The sequence below is a fragment of the Burkholderia sp. Ac-20365 genome (assembly GCF_017104715.1).
Classification (GTDB): Bacteria; Pseudomonadota; Gammaproteobacteria; order Burkholderiales; family Burkholderiaceae; genus Paraburkholderia.
On record NZ_JAAGPI010000040.1, the window covers coordinates 61,950 to 80,938 of the forward strand.

18 protein-coding genes and 1 pseudogene are annotated in these 18,989 nt (G+C 59.7%); 9 read left to right on the forward strand and 10 right to left on the reverse strand.

Annotated features, from left to right (window positions below):
* The first annotated feature begins 13 nt into the window (after window positions 1-13).
* The gene (locus G3O01_RS37890; protein WP_205812272.1) at window positions 14-1,042 is read left to right on the forward strand and encodes an alpha/beta hydrolase; all 1,029 of its coding nucleotides are present in this window, start codon (window positions 14-16) and stop codon (window positions 1,040-1,042) included.
* Between the two features lie 55 nt (window positions 1,043-1,097).
* Here the strand turns inward: G3O01_RS37890 and G3O01_RS37895 are convergent, their stop codons facing one another.
* Together G3O01_RS37895 and G3O01_RS37900 are read right to left on the reverse strand one after the other, a co-directional pair.
* Window positions 1,098-1,820 (reverse strand): haloacid dehalogenase type II, encoded by a 723-nt coding sequence (locus G3O01_RS37895; RefSeq protein ID WP_205812281.1) that lies wholly within the window; start codon window positions 1,818-1,820, stop codon window positions 1,098-1,100.
* A gap of 27 nt (window positions 1,821-1,847) precedes the next feature.
* Entirely contained in the window at window positions 1,848-3,146 is a 1,299-nt protein-coding gene (locus tag G3O01_RS37900) for an L-fuconate dehydratase (protein WP_205812283.1), read from the reverse strand.
* 152 nt (window positions 3,147-3,298) lie between these two features.
* On the opposite strand from G3O01_RS37900, the gene G3O01_RS37905 reads away from it, so the two are divergent.
* The 4 genes from G3O01_RS37905 (at window position 3,299) to G3O01_RS37920 (ending at window position 7,697) form a co-directional block, all read left to right on the forward strand.
* Window positions 3,299-4,060, forward strand: a complete 762-nt coding sequence (locus G3O01_RS37905) for a GntR family transcriptional regulator (protein ID WP_205812285.1) — start codon at window positions 3,299-3,301, stop codon at window positions 4,058-4,060.
* 45 nt (window positions 4,061-4,105) lie between these two features.
* Window positions 4,106-5,617: a sugar ABC transporter ATP-binding protein gene (locus G3O01_RS37910; protein WP_205812287.1), complete on the forward strand. Its 1,512-nt coding sequence runs from the start codon at window positions 4,106-4,108 to the stop codon at window positions 5,615-5,617.
* Window positions 5,618-5,636: 19 nt separating this feature from the next.
* Window positions 5,637-6,662, forward strand: a complete 1,026-nt coding sequence (locus G3O01_RS37915; RefSeq protein ID WP_205812289.1) for an ABC transporter permease — start codon at window positions 5,637-5,639, stop codon at window positions 6,660-6,662.
* A gap of 96 nt (window positions 6,663-6,758) precedes the next feature.
* Window positions 6,759-7,697, forward strand: a complete 939-nt coding sequence (locus tag G3O01_RS37920; RefSeq protein ID WP_205812291.1) for an ABC transporter substrate-binding protein — start codon at window positions 6,759-6,761, stop codon at window positions 7,695-7,697.
* Window positions 7,698-7,745: 48 nt separating this feature from the next.
* Here G3O01_RS37920 and G3O01_RS37925 read toward each other — a convergent pair whose 3' ends face one another.
* Window positions 7,746-8,711 carry a helix-turn-helix domain-containing protein gene (locus G3O01_RS37925; RefSeq protein ID WP_205812293.1) on the reverse strand — a complete coding sequence of 322 codons (966 nt, stop codon included), beginning with the start codon at window positions 8,709-8,711 and terminating at the stop codon, window positions 7,746-7,748.
* A gap of 108 nt (window positions 8,712-8,819) precedes the next feature.
* Here G3O01_RS37925 and G3O01_RS37930 point away from each other — a divergent pair, with 108 nt between their 5' ends.
* Window positions 8,820-9,113 (forward strand): muconolactone Delta-isomerase family protein, encoded by a 294-nt coding sequence (locus G3O01_RS37930; protein WP_205812295.1) that lies wholly within the window; start codon window positions 8,820-8,822, stop codon window positions 9,111-9,113.
* Window positions 9,114-9,279: 166 nt separating this feature from the next.
* Window positions 9,280-9,894, forward strand: a complete 615-nt coding sequence (locus tag G3O01_RS37935) for a GNAT family N-acetyltransferase (RefSeq protein WP_205812297.1) — start codon at window positions 9,280-9,282, stop codon at window positions 9,892-9,894.
* A 20-nt stretch (window positions 9,895-9,914) separates the two neighbouring features.
* Here G3O01_RS37935 and G3O01_RS37940 read toward each other — a convergent pair whose 3' ends face one another.
* Window positions 9,915-10,385 (reverse strand): nucleoside deaminase, encoded by a 471-nt coding sequence (locus G3O01_RS37940; protein ID WP_205812299.1) that lies wholly within the window; start codon window positions 10,383-10,385, stop codon window positions 9,915-9,917.
* 25 nt (window positions 10,386-10,410) lie between these two features.
* Window positions 10,411-12,045: a methyl-accepting chemotaxis protein gene (locus tag G3O01_RS37945; protein WP_277403081.1), complete on the reverse strand. Its 1,635-nt coding sequence runs from the start codon at window positions 12,043-12,045 to the stop codon at window positions 10,411-10,413.
* 158 nt (window positions 12,046-12,203) lie between these two features.
* On the opposite strand from G3O01_RS37945, the gene G3O01_RS37950 reads away from it, so the two are divergent.
* Window positions 12,204-12,551, forward strand: coding sequence for a GFA family protein (locus tag G3O01_RS37950; RefSeq protein ID WP_205812301.1), 348 nt, complete (start codon window positions 12,204-12,206; stop codon window positions 12,549-12,551).
* A gap of 49 nt (window positions 12,552-12,600) precedes the next feature.
* On the opposite strand, the gene G3O01_RS37955 is transcribed toward G3O01_RS37950, so the two are convergent.
* The gene (locus tag G3O01_RS37955) at window positions 12,601-13,515 is read right to left on the reverse strand and encodes a LysR family transcriptional regulator (RefSeq protein WP_205812302.1); all 915 of its coding nucleotides are present in this window, start codon (window positions 13,513-13,515) and stop codon (window positions 12,601-12,603) included.
* A 102-nt stretch (window positions 13,516-13,617) separates the two neighbouring features.
* Here G3O01_RS37955 and G3O01_RS37960 point away from each other — a divergent pair, with 102 nt between their 5' ends.
* Window positions 13,618-14,601, forward strand: a complete 984-nt coding sequence (locus tag G3O01_RS37960; protein ID WP_205812304.1) for an aldo/keto reductase — start codon at window positions 13,618-13,620, stop codon at window positions 14,599-14,601.
* Window positions 14,602-14,654: 53 nt separating this feature from the next.
* On the opposite strand, the gene G3O01_RS37965 is transcribed toward G3O01_RS37960, so the two are convergent.
* The 4 genes and pseudogenes from G3O01_RS37965 to sdhB form a co-directional block, all read right to left on the reverse strand.
* On the reverse strand, window positions 14,655-15,977 hold the full coding sequence (locus G3O01_RS37965; RefSeq protein ID WP_205812306.1) for an epoxide hydrolase: 1,323 nt from the start codon (window positions 15,975-15,977) through the stop codon (window positions 14,655-14,657).
* Window positions 15,978-16,711: 734 nt separating this feature from the next.
* On the reverse strand, window positions 16,712-18,271 hold the full coding sequence (locus tag G3O01_RS37970; protein ID WP_205812308.1) for a methyl-accepting chemotaxis protein: 1,560 nt from the start codon (window positions 18,269-18,271) through the stop codon (window positions 16,712-16,714).
* 238 nt (window positions 18,272-18,509) lie between these two features.
* On the reverse strand, window positions 18,510-18,779 hold the full coding sequence (locus G3O01_RS37975) for a succinate dehydrogenase assembly factor 2 (protein WP_205812310.1): 270 nt from the start codon (window positions 18,777-18,779) through the stop codon (window positions 18,510-18,512).
* An 83-nt stretch (window positions 18,780-18,862) separates the two neighbouring features.
* Window positions 18,863-18,989, reverse strand: a pseudogene (gene sdhB / locus G3O01_RS37980) (succinate dehydrogenase iron-sulfur subunit); the annotation flags it as partial.

Here is an 18,989-nt window from a genome sequence, read left to right on the forward strand (position 1 = left end):
CCGGAGCAGAAAAATGAAAGCCCTGAAGCCCCTCGTCCTCGCCGCCGTTCTTGCAGCCAACGCCGTGATCGCATCCGCTGCGACGCCCGCCGCGCAGCCGACACCCGATCGCGTCACCGCAGGTTTCCTGAAGCAGCTCAACAGCGGCACGGGTCCCGCCCTCAACACGCTGCCGCCTGCGAAAGCGCGTCAGGTGCTGGTCGACGCGCAGAACAGCGTGAAAGTCGATCTGTCGGGTATCGACGTGTCGAACCGTACCATCGAAGAGGACGGCATCAGCGTGCCGGTGACCATCGTACGTCCGCAAGGCGCGACGGGCACGCTCCCGGTGTTCATGTTCTTCCACGGCGGCGGCTGGATTCTCGGTGACTTCCCGACGCACGAACGTCTGGTGCGCGATCTCGTCGTGCAATCGGGTGCAGTCGCGGTGTTCGTGAATTACACGCCGTCGCCGGAAGCGCGCTATCCCGTCGCGATCAACCAGGCGTATGCGGCAACAAAGTGGGTTGCGGAGCATGGCAATGAGATCGGCGTGGATGGCAGCCGTCTCGCGGTGGTCGGCAATAGCGTGGGTGGCAACATGGCTGCCGTCGTCAGCCTGATGGCGAAGGACAAGCATGGTCCGGACATCCGCTTCCAGGGTTTGATGTGGCCCGTCACCGATGCCAACTTCAACGACGGCTCGTATCTCGCGTACCGCGACAAGCACTTCCTGACGCGCGCGATGATGCAATGGTTCTGGGACGCATACACAAAGGATCCCGCACAGCGTGCACAGATTTACGCATCGCCGCTGCGCGCGTCTGAAGAAGAGTTGAAAGGCTTGCCGCCTGCGTTGATCCAGGTCGCGCAATTCGATGTGCTGCGTGACGAAGGCGAAGCGTATGGTCGCAAGCTCGATGCGGCCGGAAACGAAGTGACGACGACGCGCTACAACGGCACGATCCACGACTTCGGCCTGCTCAACGCACTGGCTTCAGATGCACCGACGCAAGCCGCGACGAAGCAGCTCGCGAATGAGATCAAGACGCGCCTGAAGTAAGCGCAGTCTCTCGCAACGGCATGAAGGCCGCACCTGCCTTCATGCCGTATCTGCGTTATACGCCGAGATGTTTCGCCAGATCGACAAGATCGCTGGCAGTCCAATCCCAAGTCCCTTCAGGCTTCAGGTCGGTTGTTTGCGACGCACCGTGTTCATGAAGACGCGGAATGAACGCTGTTTTAAGCCCGCACTTCTGCGCCGCTGCCAGATCGCTATTGTGCGCGGCGACCATGCATACCTCGCCGGGCGATAACGACAACACCTCCGCCGTGCGCAAATACGTTTCCGGCGACGGCTTGTACGCACGCGCGACTTCCGCGCCGAGAATCGCGTCCCACGGCAGGCCGCCGTGCTTCGCCATATCGATCATCAGCCTGACGTTGCCGTTCGACAGCGGCGCGATGATGTATTTCGATTTCAGTCGTGTGAGTCCCGCGACCGTATCCGGCCATGGATCGAGCCGATGCCACGCCAGATTCAGATCGTCCAGATCCGCAGCAGCGACTTGCCCGATATCGATGCCGAATTCCGGCAACACTTCTTCCAGATTCTCGCGATGCAGTACATCGAGCTTCGTGAACGGCCTCTCACCACTGCGCACGCGTTGCATGGCGGGTTGATAACGCGCACGCCACGCATCCGCAAATTTCTCGGCATCCTGTGCGTTACGTCCGTGCTTTTGCAGAAATGCAGCCGCTTCACGCGCAACACCGCCTCGCCAATCGACCAGCGTGCCGAATACATCGAATACACAAGCCTTTACGTCCATTGAACTCATGTTGCGATTCCGTTGTAACCGAGAGCCTCAAGGCTGCCAGGCTTTGCCATTGGGGAACAGATACGTATCGAGCGACGCCGCTTTCATTTCGATGCTATAGCCCGGCTTTTGCGGCGGCATATAGTGGCCATTCCGGATAACGACGGGATCGACGAAATGCTCGTGCAGATGATCGACATATTCGAGCACGCGGTTCTCTAAAGAAGCCGTCACGCAGATATAGTCGAAGAGCGAAATGTGCTGTACGTACTCGCATAAACCGACGCCGCCCGCGTGCGGACAAACAGGCACGCCGAACTTCGCCGCCATCAGCAGCACGACAATGACTTCGTTCAGGCCGCCCAGCCTGCAACTGTCGACCTGACAGAAATCGATGGCCTGCGCCTGCAGCAATTGCTTGAACATCACGCGGTTCTGGCAGTGCTCGCCCGTCGCGACGCCAATCGTTCCCAGCCGCTGACGTATCGCCGCGTGACCCAGTACGTCGTCGGGACTAGTCGGCTCTTCAATCCACCACGGGTCGAACTCCGCAAGCCGCCGCATGTTCGCGACCGCTTCGTCGACGTCCCACACCTGGTTCGCGTCCATCATCAGCTTGAGGTTCTCGCCGATCTCTTCGCGCAGGATGCGGGCACGCCGCACATCTTCCTCAAGATTGCCGCCCACTTTCTGCTTGAAATGTGTCCACCCTTGCGCAACACCTTCGCGCGCGAGACGGCGGATCTTGTCGTCGTCATAGCCAAGCCAGCCCGCCGATGTCGTGTACGCCGGATAACCTTTCGAGAGCATTTCTTTTTCGCGCTCGCCTTTGGTCGCTTCATGACGACGCAACATGGCCAGTGCTTCGTAAGGCGTAATCGCATCCGTCACGTAACGAAAGTCGAGACAGCGCACGAGTTCTTCCGGGCTCATGTCGACGAGCAATTTCCACACGGGCTTACCGACCGATTTCGCCCATAGATCCCACACGGCATTGACGACTGCAGCTGTCGCGAGATGAATCGCGCCCTTGTCAGGACCGATCCAGCGCAATTGACTATCCGATGTAAAAGCGCGCCAGAAAGCGCCCATATCCGCGGCAATATCTTCAAGCTTCTTGCCGACGATTAGCGGCGTCAACGCATTGACTGCTGTCACGCAGATTTCATTGCCACGCCCGATCGTGAAGGTGAGTCCGTGACCCGTGAGCTTGTGAGGCGAGTCGGTTTCCAGCGTGACGTATGTAGCGGAATAGTCCGGCGCGGCATTCATTGCATCGGAGCCATCGAGCGAACGAGAGGTGGGGAAACGAATGTCGCGAACGGACAGCTTCGTGATCGTGGTCATCTGAGCACCCTCCAGGGGATGGCTATCGGCATGGGCCTGCTAGCGAAGACGAACCGCTTGTTGCGTGCATGATTGGGGTACACCCTGGTAAGTCAAATCAAACTCACTCCAGGCGTTTGCACGCGTTGACAACACTCAATCTGCTTCCTAGCATGCTAGCATGTCTTCTGGAAATCAAGCGTGCCGTGAGCTCTTCTACAGATGTCGCGAGTACCGCCAGCAGCCCATATGTCGCACTGCAAAAAGTCAAAGGCGGCGAACGCGGCAGCCTGACTGACGCAGTGGAACAGGCGCTGAGAGAAGCGATCGTGACGCTGGTGCTGGAACCCGGAATGATGATCGACAAGCTGGCCGTATGCGAGCGCATGGGCGTTTCTCGCTTTCCGGTTTCAGCCGCATTGGCGCGGCTCGAACACGCGGGTCTGGTCGAAGTTTTGCCGCAGCGCGGCACGCGCGTCAAACCGATTGCGCTGCATGACATTCGTCAGCATCTGTTCATACGCAGCGCGTTAGAGGTCGAAACCGTGCGCGCCGTTGCGCTGAAACATGACGCCGCGATAGTCGATGCGCTTGCCGTCAATCTCGATCAGCAACGTGCCGTAGCCGGCAACGGCAATCGTCTGGAATTTCATGTACTCGATCTGAGCTTTCACGAAATCATGCTCGATGCGGTGAATTTGCCGCGCGTGAAAGAAATCGTTGCGGTGTCGCGCAATGCGCTGGATCGTGCAAGGCAATTGCTGGCAAGTCCGGAGCGGCTCGTACATACGCTCGAAGAGCACGAACATATATTCGCCGCTATTCGTGCAGGGAACGCCGATACCGCTGCAAAAGCCATGCACGATCATCTCGACGAAGTGGTCGCCGAATTGCACCGGTCGGCGAAAGAAAGACCCGATCTTTTTGCACCCTGAGGTTCCGGCAATGTCTCCGGCTTCTCTTTGCATACCTGCCTCGCCATGACGCCACTCATTTCCGTCAACAAGCTCTGCAAAAGCTTTCCTGGTGTGAGAGCACTGCACGAAGTGCAGTTCGAACTCATGGCAGGCGAAGTGCATGCGCTGATGGGTGAAAACGGCGCGGGCAAGTCGACGCTGATGAAGATTCTCGCCGGCGTGTACACACGAGATTCCGGCGAAATGCTCTACGACGGCAAGCCCGTCGATTTCACGAGTCCGCGCGAAGCGCAGGCTTCAGGCATCGGCATCATTCATCAGGAACTGCAACTGATGAATCACTTGAGCGTCGCGCAGAACATGTTCATTGGCCGAGAACCGCGCGGACACCTTGGCCTGTTTCTCGACGAAGACAAGCTCAATGCACAGGCACGCGACATTCTGGCTCGCATGCACGTGAATCTGGACCCACGGACCATCGTTGGCTCGCTCACCGTGGCAAGCCAGCAGATGGTCGAGATCGCCAAAGCGCTTTCGTTCGACTCGCGCGTGCTCATCATGGACGAACCGACCTCCGCGCTCAACGACGCAGAGATTGCCGAGCTTTTCCGCATCATCCGTCAACTGAAGCAACGCGGTGTGGGCGTTATCTACATCTCGCACAAGATGGATGAACTCAAGCAGATATCCGACCGCGTGACTGTCATGCGCGACGGCGAATATGTCGCCACTGTAACGACAGCCGACACATCCGTGCCTGTCATCATCGGCATGATGGTGGGCCGCACGCTCGCCGACGTCACGCCGTATGAGGGTACGCAAAGCACCGGCGATATCGCACTGGAAGTGAAGCATCTGAACGCGGGACCGCTCGTAAGAGACGTCAGCTTCACGCTGCGCAAAGGCGAAATACTGGGTTTTGCAGGGCTGATGGGCGCGGGCCGCACCGAAGTCGCACGCGCCGTGTTTGGCGCGGACCCGATCGAATCGGGAGAGATCTTCGTGAAAGGCGCAAAAGCGCACATCAGGAGACCGAGCGATGCCGTCGCGCACAGCATTGGCTATCTGTCGGAAGACCGCAAGCGCTTCGGCCTTGCAACGGGGATGGACGTCGAATCGAACATTGTGATGTCGAACCTCGGCAAATTCCTGTCGTTGAATGTGTTTCTGCGTCGCGCGCAAATTCGCAAGCGCGCGGCGCACTTCATCAATCTGCTGGCAATACGCACGCCGTCTGCAACGCAACCCGTCAGGCTGCTGTCGGGTGGCAACCAGCAGAAGATTGTGATTGCGAAGTGGCTGGAGCGCGACTGCGACGTACTGTTCTTCGACGAGCCGACGCGCGGCATCGATGTCGGTGCAAAGAGCGAGATCTACAAGCTGTTGCGTGCGCTTGCCGCAGAGGGCAAGGCTATCGTGATGATCTCGTCGGAATTGCCGGAGATCCTGCGCATGAGCGATCGTATCGTGGTGATGTGTGAAGGCCGCATCACGGGCGAATTGTCCGCTAGCGAAGCCACGCAGGAAAGCATCATGCATCTCGCCACACAGCGTGAATCTTTGAAAGCAGCATGATCCTCACGAGGTCAGATCAATGGCACTGCAATCGGATACAGCAGCACTGTCCAACGAAAGCCGGGCGTCGGGCTTCAAAGCCCGGCTCTTCTCGCCGACAGCCTTGCAAAAACTGCTCGCTTTCACGAGCCTGATATTGCTGCTGATCTTTTTCAGCTTCGCATCGCCTGCCTTCATGCAGATGGATAACATCCTCGGCATTTTGCAGGCCACGGCCGTAAATGGCGTGCTGGCTATCGCGAGTACGTTCGTGATCATCACGGGCGGCATCGATTTGTCTGTCGGCACGCTGATGACCTTTACCGCCGTGATTTGCGGTGTATTTCTGACGTACTGGCATATGCCAATGTGGATCGGCGTGCTGGCGGCCATCGCAACGGGCGCGCTGTGCGGCACGATATCAGGCACGCTGACGGCGAAAATGAAGATTCCGCCGTTCATCGCGACGCTGGGCATGATGTTGCTGCTCAAAGGGCTTTCGCTCGTCGTCTCGGTCGATAAACCCATTTATTTCACCGACACCGAGAACTTCTACATGATCTCGCAGGACTCGCTGATCGCGTATTTCCTGCCGAGCGTTCCGGTGCCCAATGCAGTTCTGATTCTCTTCGTGCTAGCCATCGTCAGTTCGATCACGCTCAATCGCACTGCATTGGGCCGCTATACCTTCGCGCTCGGCAGCAATGAAGAGGCCGTGCGTCTGTCAGGCGTCAATGTCGACCGATGGAAGATTGCGATTTACGGGTTGGGCGGTGCGATTTGCGGCGTGGCGGGGCTGCTGATTGCGTCGCGCCTGAACTCGGCGCAACCCGCGCTCGGCCAGGGTTACGAACTGGAAGCGATCGCGGCTGTGGTAATAGGCGGCACGTCGTTGAGCGGCGGCTCAGGCACGATACTCGGCACGATCATCGGCGCATTCATCATGAGCGTGCTGACCAATGGCTTGCGCATCATGTCAGTCGCGCAGGAATGGCAGATCGTGGTGACGGGCCTCATCATCATTCTCGCCGTCTACGCCGATATCCTGCGGCGCAGAAAACGCTAAAACGACACACGGTAATAGAACAATGAAGAAAGGAGAGTACCGCAAGGCTCTCTCAACGGCTGGAGGTTGATAGCCCACCTTAGGAGGAGAAAACTCATGTTGAAAAGAAGACTAATCAGTATCGCGGTCGGTGTCGGCGCGCTCGTTGGCGCAAGCATGACGTATGCAGAAGAGCCGTACATTCCGCTCATTTCCAAAGGCTTCCAGCATCAGTTCTGGCAAGCCGTGAAATCGGGCGCAGAGCAATCCGCGAAGGAACACAACGTGCGCATCACGTTCGAAGGCCCTGAAACGGAGGCAATGGTCGACAAGCAGATCGACATGCTGTCGGCGGCGCTCGCGAAGAAGCCGCAGGCACTCGGCATTGCCGCGCTCGACAGCAAGGCGGCCATTCCGCTGCTCAAGCGCGCGCAGTCGAGCAAGATCCCCGTGATTGCGTTCGACTCGGGCGTCGACAGCGACATTCCGCTCACGACGTGCGCGACGGATAACCTCGCGGCCGCCGCGCTCGCCGCCGACAAGATGGCCGAGATGATCGGCAATTCGGGCGAAGTCGGCGTGATCGTGCATGACCAGACAAGCCGCACGGGCGTCGATCGCCGCGATGGCTTTCTGAACCAGATGAAATCGAAGCATCCGAACGTCAAGATCGTTTCCGTGCAGTACGGTGGCGGCGATCACCTGAAGTCGGCGGAAATTGCCAAGGCGATGATTCAGGCGAACCCGAACATCAAGGGCATTTTCGGTGCGAACGAAGGTTCGGCAGAAGGCGCGGCGATTGGCGTGAAGGAATCGGGCAAGAAACTGGTGCTGATCGGCTACGACTCGGGCAAGGAACAGAAAGAGGACATCATGTCCGGCCTGATGGCGGGCGCGATTACGCAGAACCCGGTTGGCATTGGCAAATGCGTCGTCGATTCGGCCGTGCTGGCATTGAAAGGCCAGAAGCTGCCGAAGAAGGTCGATACCGGCTTCTACTGGTACGACAAGACGAACATGACCGATCCGAAGATCGCTGCCGTGCTGTACGACTAGGCAACACGTGATGAAAGAGGAAGGTGCGAGTACTTCCTCTTTCATCCCTTACCGCAAGTCTGCGCGTAACTCGCGCACGCCTCTTCCCAAACGCTGGCGCAGCAGCGTTCTCAACGTCGCGCCGTCTTCATAGCCGACTTCCGCAGCGATCGCTTCCAGATCGAGCCCACTGCCGTGCAGCAGCGATTGCGCACGTTCCACACGCAAGTCCTGAAAGTATGCGAGCGGCGATTTACCGAGCACATCCTGGCAACGGCGTTGCAACGTACGCGCACTCGTCGCCAGCGCGCTGGCGGCGTCTTGCAGCGAGAAACCTTCTTTCAGGTTGTCGCGCGACCAGCGCTCGAAGCGCTGGATTAACGGGTCCGCGAGTGCCAGGTGATTGGGAATGATGTACGGCGCCTGCAGCGAGCGGATATCCGCCAGCAGGTAACGCGACACGAGCGTCGCCAGTTCCGGACTCGCCTTGCGGATCAGCCACAGTGTGAGATCGAGATGACCCAGCGCGGCGCCCGCCGTCACGCCGATATCGGTTGCGACGAGCATGCGCGATTCGTCGAGCGAGACCTTCGGGTAGCGTTGCCTGAAAAGCGGCGCAAGCGACCACGTCGAGGTCGCTTCCCGATGATCGAGAAGACCCGCTTCCGCGAGCAGAAATGTGCCGATGCACGACGCGGCAATCAACGCGCCTTCCGCACGCCACTTCAGCAACTGCGCGGTTGCCTGCTTCACATCCGCACGTTCGAGCGCGGGAAGCAGTTCTTCCGGCGTCGTCTTGCCGAGCGCGGGAACGATGACCCAATCCGGCTTCAGGTCCGGTGTGATCGGCTGAACGGGAATGGAGAAGCCGTGGCCCGAGCGCACGCGCTTGCGCACGCCCACCACAGTGACGTTGAATTTCGGCGTTCCGCCCATCATGCGGGACGCCAGCTTGTTCGCGGCGCCGAGCGCGTCGAGCGTGACGGCTAGTCCCGTATCGAATAATCCATCGAGTGCGAGTACGGTGATGCGCATGGCGTAAATGACCCCAAAGTTGTCATATGCGACGATACCCGTTTTTTGGCCCGACGACTACATTGATCTCCGTCGCGCAGATTCGCGCACTACCGCAAGGAGAGTCACATGAAAGTCATCGCTATCGCTTCCATCGTTCAGCCGCTCACGCCGGAACAGCGTTCGCAGATCATGCCGAACGAGGTGCCTGCCACACTCAAGCTCTATCTCGACGGCAAGATCGAACAGTTCTGGTACCGCTCGGATGCGCCCGGCGTGGTGTTCCTGATGAACGTCGAATCGGTCGACGAAGCGCAGGCCACTGTGCAGGCGTTGCCGCTCGCGGCGGGTGGTTTCGCGAAGTATCAGTTCATTCCGGTCGGCCCGCTGGCGCCGTTGGGTCTGCTGATTCAGAACCGGTGAGTGTGACGTCGCAGATCGAACACCGCGAATAAAAATGGTGTAAATCTACGAGGCAAATGCGCAAATAAAGGATCAGGCCACTCGCATTTCTTTACGACATTTTTTCTTGTGGCGCGCATTTGCCAACTCTAGACTTCAATCAACTCAGGAAGCCTGGAGACACTCCATGTTCACGCAACACGCAGCAACCGCAAAGCGAGCCATAGGCAGCGTGGTGCTGCGGCGCTTCGATCCGTCACGCGACTCTTACGAGCAACTCACGTCGATGCTGCATCGTTCGTTCGCGCGTCTCGGCATGATGGGTCTGAACTGCACATGCGTCGATCAGGATATCGCCGTGACGGAGCAACGTGCGCAAAGCGGCGACTGCTTCGTGGTGGTCAGCGGCGGCCAGATCATCGGCACCATGACGCTTTATGCAAGCGACGGCGAATCGCTCTGCGAGCATTATCATCGCCGCGATGTCGCAACGATTCGCCAGCTCGCTATCGATCCTTCGTGGCAGAACCGCGGCATCGGCAAATCACTGCTGGCGTTCGCAGAGCATTGGGCTGCGACGCGCGGCTACGCGGAAATTGCGCTTGATACACCCTATCCCGCCTCGCATCTCGTTTCGTTCTATCGCGGTCAGGGCTTTCGCATCATCGACGCGGTTCGCTTTGCGGGCAAGGTCTATGACAGCGCGATTCTCAGCAAGGCGCCCGTCGTCGCGCGCACGCTTGCCGCGTGGACGCATCAGATCGTGTTGCCGAGCGCGCGCTTCGTTCGCTTCGCGGCATGACCGCTGCTGACCGCTCCTGATTATTGACTGCCCTGCCGCTTCTTCCATTCCGCGTAAAGATCCGCATGCGCGTCGAGCCGCACCGGCTCGTAACGGATCTTCATCGACTGCTCTGCAAACGGCTTCGCGAGATCGGCATACACAGCCGCCGTCGATAGCCCATACGGTGCGCCATCCTCATTGGAGTACGCGTAAAACACTTCCCCGACCCCCGCCATTCGCATCGCGGCAAGGCACATCGGACACGGATGACCGCTCGCATACACCGTGCAACCAGCGAGACTCGGCGAGCCGAGTTTCTGGCTCGCCGTACGGATCGCGTTCAACTCGGCGTGCGAAGTCGGATCGTTCGTGCGGAAAATTTCATTCACACCCGTCGCGACGACCTCGCCATCCTTGACGATGACCGCGCCGAACGGCCGACCGCCGCTTTCCAGATTCCGGTAAGCGAGTTCGATTGCCTCTGCGAGGTAACGCTGTTGTGGGGTCATCGTGGCCGCTCCTTGTTCTGGCTGTCTAAGTGATCACCAGATCATACGCCGCGCGAGCCGGCAACGAACCCGCATGCGTCGAATGCGCGCCGCCATCCAGCCTGAACATCGCCACAGCAGCCTTCAGGCTCGCGGCCTGATCGGCCATCGCTTGCGCCGCGGCCGTCGCCTGCTCGACGAGCGCGGCGTTCTGCTGCGTCACCTGGTCCATCTGCGCGACCGCCGTGTTGACCTGCTCGATGCCCGTCGACTGTTCCGTCGATGCAGCAGCGATCTCGCTCATGATGTCCGTCACGCGCTGCACCGAGCGCACCACTTCGTCCATCGTGTCGCCCGCGTCGTGCACGAGTGTCGAGCCTGACGTCACATGCGCGACCGACGTCTCGATCAGTTCCTTGATTTCCTTCGCTGCCGCCGCACTGCGTTGCGCGAGCGTGCGGACCTCGCCCGCGACGACGGCAAAACCGCGCCCTTCTTCACCGGCACGCGCCGCCTCGACAGCAGCGTTGAGCGCAAGAATGTTGGTCTGAAATGCAATACCTTCGATAACGGAAATGATCTCCGACACGCGCGACGAACTCGACGAGATGTCGTCCATCGTCGTGACGACCTTGCGCACGACATCGCCGCCTGCCGTCGCCGTGTGCGATGCGTTGCCCGCGAGCGTGCTGCCCTGGCGCGCGTTCTCGGTGTTCTGGCGGACGGTCGAGGTCAGCTCTTCCATGCTCGCCGCCGTTTCTTCCAGCGACGCTGCCTGCTCTTCCGTGCGCTGCGACAGATCGGTATTGCCTTGCGCAATCTCGCTAGCGGCAACCGAGATCGATTCGGCCGAGCGCTTGATATCCGCGACGATCGACGTGAGTCGCGCGCGCATCGTATCCAGCGATCCCATCAGGCTGTCGGTATCGCTGTTCGCGAGATCGACCTTGACGGCAAGATTGCCCTGCGCGATCTGCGCGGCGATTTCCTGCGCGGTGCGCGGCTCGCCGCCCAGTTGCCGCAGGATGCTGCGTGTAATCAGCGTCGCTGTGACCAACGCGAGTGCAATCGACACCGCCACAATCACAGCGATCAGCACGCGAATGCGCGAGTACGTCGCGATCGCATCCTGTTGCGCCTCGACGTTCGCCTGATCCTCGAAGTTCGCCAGTTCGACCGCGCGCGCGAGCCACGTGCGTTGCGTCGGACGGGCGCGTTCCAGCAACACTTGCGTCGCGACGAGCGTGTCATTCGCAAGGCTGAGTTCGACCACCTTGCTCATCGGCGGCACGGCGGCCGCCTCTTCCTGCTTGAGTGCCGCCATCAACGCGCGCTCGCGCGGATCGGTACCCGCTTCTTCCACGAACGTGCGATCGAGCTGTTTATAGGCATCTGCATAGAATTCGCCCTGCTTCGCAATCCGCTCGGCTTCGGCCTGCCTGTCCGCGGCGCTCGTGTAGAGCACGACGTTACGCATCGCGATCGCGCGGTCCTGAATTGATGCGCGCAACTCATTAGCCAGACGCGCCTGCGTGCCGTTGACGCGCGCAATCTCATCCAGCTTGCCATTCAACGCCCACAGACCATAGAAACCAATCAATGCCACGGCAAGCAGCAAGGCCGTCAGCAGGCCGAATCCTGCAAGCAGCCGGGTCGACACCTTCAGATTGCTCAGTTTCATTTGCAGTCGCGCCTATTTTGTTGGTTACAACTTGTTTACGGCAGACCAACGGACGGCTGAAGGTGACTTTATGTCACACTGCGAATAGAACACGGACGTTCGTACACCGCCGTCGGCGATGCGTGACGGCGCTGGCCTCTACCCATCGGGAGATCGTCATGTCGCACAAGGGAAGCTGTCATTGCGGACGCATTGCATTCGAAGTCGAAGGCGAGCCAACCAGCGTCATGGCGTGCAACTGCTCGATATGCCAGCGCAAGGGCTCACTGATGTGGTTCGTGCCCATCGAACATCTGCATCTCACGACGCCCGCTGAAAACGCCAGCACGTACCTCTTTAACAAGCACGTGATCCGTCATCGCTTTTGTCCGGTGTGCGGCATGCATCCGTATGGCGAAGGCACGGCGCCCGACGGCCGCGCAATGGCGGCTATCAACGTGCGCTGTCTGGAAGACATCGATATCGATGCGTTGCCTGTGACGCACTTCGATGGCCGGTCGAGCTAGATTCAGGCTTCATCGGGGCCACAGAACCGCTTTTTACGCTACGCAAGAGTCAGGCGGAACGGGCGCTCTGCTCGCGCGCCCACTCGCGCACCGCGTTTGCGAAAAGATGCAGCGCGGGCGGCGTATGGCGGTTCGCCGGGTAATAGAGGCACCATTGCCCGAATGACGGCCCCGCCGCGGGCAGCACGTCGATCAGCAGGCCCGCTTCGAGCAGCCCGCTGACGAGCGTCTCAGGCACCCACGCAATGCCGATTCCCGACAGCGCGGTCCACACCATCAGGTTCAGGTTGCCGAGCGTCATCGGCCCGCCGACGTCGAGCGACACACGCCTGCCGCGATCTTCGAGATCCCAGCGAAACAGCGCGCCGCTCTCGAAGCGAAAACGGATGCAGCGATGATCGAGCAGATCATCAGGCGTTTGCGGCTTGCCATGCCGCGCGATGTACTCGGGCGACGCAACCGCGCAAAAGCGCATCTCCGGCCCGAAGCGGATCGCAATCATGTCGCGCGGCACGTCTTCCATCACGCGAATGCCCGCATCGAACCCTCCCGCGACGATATCGACGAGCCGCGTATCCACGGCGAATTCCACATGTATCTCGGGGTATTTCTCGAGAAACGACGGCAGCACCTGTTCGATCACCTCTCGCGCGCCGTTCTCCGAACAGTTGATGCGTATCGATCCCGAAGGGCGGTGCTGCGTCGACGTCGCTTCATCGACGGCATCTTCGAGATCGCGAATGGCGGGCCCCACGCGGCGCAGCAACTGCTCGCCGGCTTCCGTCAGCGACATCGAACGCGTGGTACGCGTGAAGAGCCGCACGTTCAGACGCGCTTCCAGTGCGCGCATTGCGTGGCTCAGCGCGGACGGCGTGACGCCCATCGCGCGCGCGGCCGCGCTGAAGCTGCGATGCTGCGCAATGGAAACGAAGGCGGACAGCTCCGAAAGTCCCGGGCGAGGCATTGATGAAATTCTCTCAAAAGGTCTTGCAAAGGAAGGCGGATTGTTGAGCGCAATTATCGAGCCTATTCTGATCGTCCGCATCTGACCATCAAAGAGGAAATCATGCAGCAGCGCGAACTGGGCAAGTCCGGTCTCAAGGTATCGGCCATCGGACTCGGCTGTATGGGGCTGAGCTTCGCATATGGCCCTGCTACGGAAGAGCAGCAGGCCATCCGTCTGATTCAGTCGGCCTTCGATCAGGGCGTCACTTTCTTCGATACCGCCGAGGCCTATGGTCCGCACACGAACGAGACGCTACTCGGCAAGGCTTTGGCTTCGAACCGCGACAAGGTCGTGATCGCAACCAAGTTCGGATTTATCGACGGTCAGCCGCCGAAAGGCGTCGACAGCCGGCCCGAGACGATCCGCGCGGTGACGGAAGCGTCGCTCAAGCGGCTGAATACGGACCGCATCGATCTGCTGTACCAGCATCGCGTCGACCCGGCCGTGCCGATCGAAGACGTCGCCGGCACGGTGCGCGATCTGATCCAGGAAGGCAAGGTGTTGCACTTCGGTCTGTCCGAGGCAGGCGCGAGCACGATCCGCCGCGCTCACGCGGTGCAACCCGTTGCTGCCGTGCAAAGCGAGTACTCGTTGTGGTGGCGCGAGCCCGAAACGTCGATTCTGCCGACGCTCGAAGAACTGGGTATCGGCTTCGTGCCGTTCAGCCCGCTGGGCAAAGGCTTCCTCACGGGCGCCATCGACGCGGCCACGACCTTCGACAAGACAGACTTCCGCAACGTGGTGCCGCGCTTCACTGAAGAGAACCGCAAGGCGAATGCGGTGCTCGTCGAAGCGCTCGGAAAAATTGCGGATAGCAAAGGCGTGACGCGCGCGCAGATCGCGCTGGCATGGCTGCTTGCGCAAAAGCCGTGGATGGCGCCGATTCCCGGCACCACGAAGCTTGCTCGCCTCGAAGAAAATATCGGCGCGGCTGCCATCGTGCTGTCGACCGATGAACTCGCGCAGATCGAGACGGCGCTGAGCGGTATTGCGGTTGTCGGCGATCGTTATCCCGCGCATCTGCAACAGCGTGTCGACCGTTAAATAACGGACTTGATGCGGACGACGCACATTGAATCGTCCGCATCTTTTGCGGCTTAGCGGAACGAGCGGAAACTCACGCGCACTTCTTCCGTGAAGGCTTGCGGCTGCTCCCATGCCGCGAAGTGTCCGCCTTTGGGCAAACGGTTGTAGTGAATCAGCTTCGGATACGCTTTCTCGGCCCAACTCTTTGGCGCTGCGTAAATCTCATCCGGAAACACGCTGACGGCCACCGGAATGGCCACATGCTTCGGCGCAAAGAAGTTGAGCTTGTTTTCCCAATAGAGACGCGCCGACGATTCCGCCGTATTCGTCAGCCAATACAGCGTGACGTTCTCGAGTACATCATCACGCGACAAGCCTTCGGGTTGTCCATCGAATACACGCGCAATCATTGCCTGACTTGCGGCATCGTGATCGAGCATCCACGCTGCGAGTCCAATGGGCGAATCGGCGATTCCATACAGCGTCTGCGGACGGTTCGCCATTTCCAGCGCGTAACCGAGACCATGCTTGTAGAAGTAGTCGAGCTGATCGAACGCGTGCTGCTCGTCGGGCGACAGACCGGCGGGTGCCGGGTTGCCGTACTTGAGTGCGTTCGCAATGTCGTCTGGCACTGTGGCAGGCATGTTGGTGTGAATGGCCAGCAGTTCAGGCGGCGCAATCAGCGCCATCTGTTCGGTGATGGCATTGCCCCAGTCGCCGCCTTGTGCGACGTATCGCTTGTAGCCAAGGCGCTGCATCAGCGTAACCCATGCACGCGCAATTCGCGCAGGATCCCAGCCCGTCGCAGTCGGTTTGCCTGAAAAACCATAGCCAGGCAGTGAAGGAATCACAACATCGAATGCATCCGACGCACTGCCGCCATGCGCTGTCGGATTGGTCAAAGGGCCAATCACTTTCATCTGTTCGATGATCGAACCGGGCCAACCGTGCGTGATGATCATCGGCAACGCATTGCTTTCCTTCGAGCGCACGTGAATGAAATGAATATCGATCCCGTCGATTTCCGTCACGAACTGCGGCAGCGCATTCATTCGCGCTTCCACCTTGCGCCAGTCGTAACTGGTCGCCCAATAGTTCGCGAGCTTTTGCATCGTCGCGAGTTGAACGCCTTGTGAGGCATCGGTGACAGTCTCGCGCTCGGGCCACTTTGTCGCTTTGATACGTCTGCGCAAATCGACCAGTTGCGATTCCGGCACATGCACGCGAAGCTTGCGAATCGCGGTCTTGTCGCCGCCCGCGGGCGTGATTTCAGTGATTGCCTGATTCGATTGTGCGAAGGCGAATGAACTCAGAGAACTTGCCGCGACAGCGGCGGCGGCCACGTCGATGAAGTGACGACGCGACGGGACTGAAGGAAGGTTATCGTTTGGCATGGAAGCTCCTGTTGGCAACAAGCACACATAGGTGGAGCGATGAGCGCCGCAGCGATTTCATGTCCCGGGCACATTGCCTGTTCGTGCCCCAACGGAACGCCCAAACGTCAGGCCAGTCGGCAAAACTCATATCGTCACCGCTTCGCTGCGGGTCGTGAATCGTGGTTCGTGATTCATGATTTGCAGTACGTGAACGGATTATGTGAACGTGAACAGATGACGTAAATATCACCGGCGACACAACACTTTTGATGCCGATGAACAACTCGTTCCCACTGCGCGCATTATTCCGGCTTCGCTTAGGAATGCAGTCGTTACCAGAAAGTCGCCTGCTCATGCTGGAAAGAAATGCACGAACGATGTTGCATCAGGCGTGATCTTAAGGAGCTTGTGTGCGTCACGCAGCGTAAGTGCATCGTTCGATTAGCGCGACGTCAGAGCGTGAATGTCGTTGTTTCTGTGGCGCAAAGTACGTAATCCGAAGCGCAGGGTGCCTATGCCACGTTAAAAGCATCACCATCGGAAGCGTGTCTTTCCTCGCGAGAAAGAATGCTCTCGACTGTTTCCAGTAATCACGCTTCGCACGTGCTGAAACTGCACGACTGTGATCCGATGTTTAATCGGTGGGACTTTCCAGAAGCGTGCGTTCCATCGTTAGATAAATGCAGCGCTCCGTAAAAGCCTCTTGTACGGAACCTGAAAAATGCTTCGATTGAAAAAGCGTTGCGCTGGAATCAGAACGCTTTCGCGAGCTGGAATGCCGAAACAGCTTCGCGCATGGTCTGCGCCTGGCTTTCGAGTGCGCTTGCCGCGGCGGCCGCCTGCTCGACGAGCGCGGCATTCTGTTGCGTGACCTGATCCATCTGACTCACCGCGTGCCCGACCTGCTCGATACCGTCGCTCTGCTCGGCCGTCGCCGTCGTGATTTCACTCATGATGCCCGCGACATTGCGCACCGAGCGCACGATCTCGGTCATCGTTGCGCCCGCTTGCGCGACGAGTCCATTGCCGTTCTGCACGTGATCGATCGACGTGCCGATCAGTTCCTTGATTTCACGCGCAGCGCCCGCGCTGCGCTGTGCGAGCGTGCGCACCTCGCCCGCGACCACTGCGAAGCCGCGTCCCTGTTCGCCCGCACGCGCCGACTCGACGGCTGCGTTCAACGCGAGAATGTTCGTCTGGAACGCAATGCTATCGATCATGCCGATGATGTCCGCGATCTTGCTCGAGCTTGCGCTGATCTCGGCCATCGTATGCACCGCGCGCTCAACCACGTCGCCGCCCTGCTGCGCGAGATCGGCGGCATCCGTGGCGAGCCGGTTTGCTTCGCGCGCGTGCTCGGCGTTCTGCTTCACCGTGGACGTCAATTGCTCCATGCTCGCCGCCGTCTCTTCGAGCGACGCCGATTGTTCTTCCGTACGGCTCGACAGATCCAGATTGCCTGCCGCGATTTCACGCGCGGCCGTATGAATCGCTTCGCAGCTTTCGCGCACGCCGGACACCGTGCGCGTCAGACCCGACTGCATCCGCTGCATCGCCGCGAACAGCTGGCCGATTTCGCTCTTGCTCGCTTCGGGCACGCGCACCGTGAGATCGTTGGAAGCAATGCGATCAAGTACATGCGCCGCCTGCGCGAGCGGCGTCGACACCGTGCGTTGCAGCGCGAAGTACGCGAGCACGATCAGGCCGACGGCGATCGCAATGCCCAGCATCACCGTGCCGACAATCCACTGATAACGCTGATTGCCGCTCGCGAGGGCATCTTCGGAAAGCTGGTTCGCGAGCTTCTGGAATTTCTCGACATTGGTCGAATAGGCCGCGCCCGATGCAGTGATGTCGCGATCGTTGAGCGCCGCATAGGCCGCGGTGTCGCCGTTGCGCAGTGCATCGGCGGCACGGTTGAGCGTCGTGGTGAGTTGCATCGCTGAGTCGAGCAGCTGCTGCTTGAGCGCTGCGTCCATGCCGTCGAACGAGTCGGACTTCTCGAACGCCTGGGTTTCGCGCACGGACAGGTCGAGCGAGCGTTGCGCGCTCTGCAATGCCGAGTCGCGGGTGGCCGTGTCGTTGCGCTCCTTCAGCGCGGAGTAGGCGCGTACCATCGCCGAACGCGTGCGAGTCGTGTCCTTGTAGGCGTCGTTGACGAGGATGGTCTGGCGAGCCATTTCGCGCAGATTCTGCGCATTGCCGTTGGTGATCTTCAACGCTCCGATACCCACCACGCCGCCCAGCAGAATCATCGACGCGAATACCACGAGTAATGCAAGGAGGCTGACCCGTACCGTAACGTTGCGCATGCTGTTCGATGCCAGCCCGCGCCGGCGATGAGAGTAGAGTGAACAGCTTTAACGGCAAAATTGGGGCGTGCTTTAGGGCGTGAAGCGATATAGCAGCACGGGCGCTTTTATTGCAATGTTCAGGTAAATGGTCGGCGAACCGCCGCAGAGATATCTCGCAGCGGGCGAGGTCGTCGACCTCGCCCGCCCGAGAAGCGAGAGGCACTACTTTATTTTAGAGCGCTGGCACTGGTGCGATTCACGCAGTGCGCAGCATCTCCAGCACCCGCACGACATCGGCGTCGGCGAGGTCGCCTTCCGGTTCCTTGCGTGCGAGCAGCAAGTCCATCAGGTCGTTATCGCTCAGTTCGAGCAGGCGCGTGAGCGCGCCCACATCCGCATCACTGAGATCATGCTCATATCGGCTGAAAAAACGCTCGAAGATCAGATCGTTTTCCAGCAGACCGCGCCGGGCACGCCAGCGCAGACGCGCGCGGCGCAACGGGTCGGACTGGTGAGATGCATCCATGTCAGTACGCGCAGGGCCGCTCCCAAGCGTACTGACCGCCCCCTCGGGGGGCAGCGAACCGAAGGAAGCGTGGGGGCTATTCATCAGACCGTCCGGCGCACCATCAATTCCTTGATCTTGCCGATCGCCTTCGTCGGGTTGAGCCCCTTCGGGCACACGTCGACGCAGTTCATGATCGTATGGCAACGGAACAGACGGTACGGATCTTCC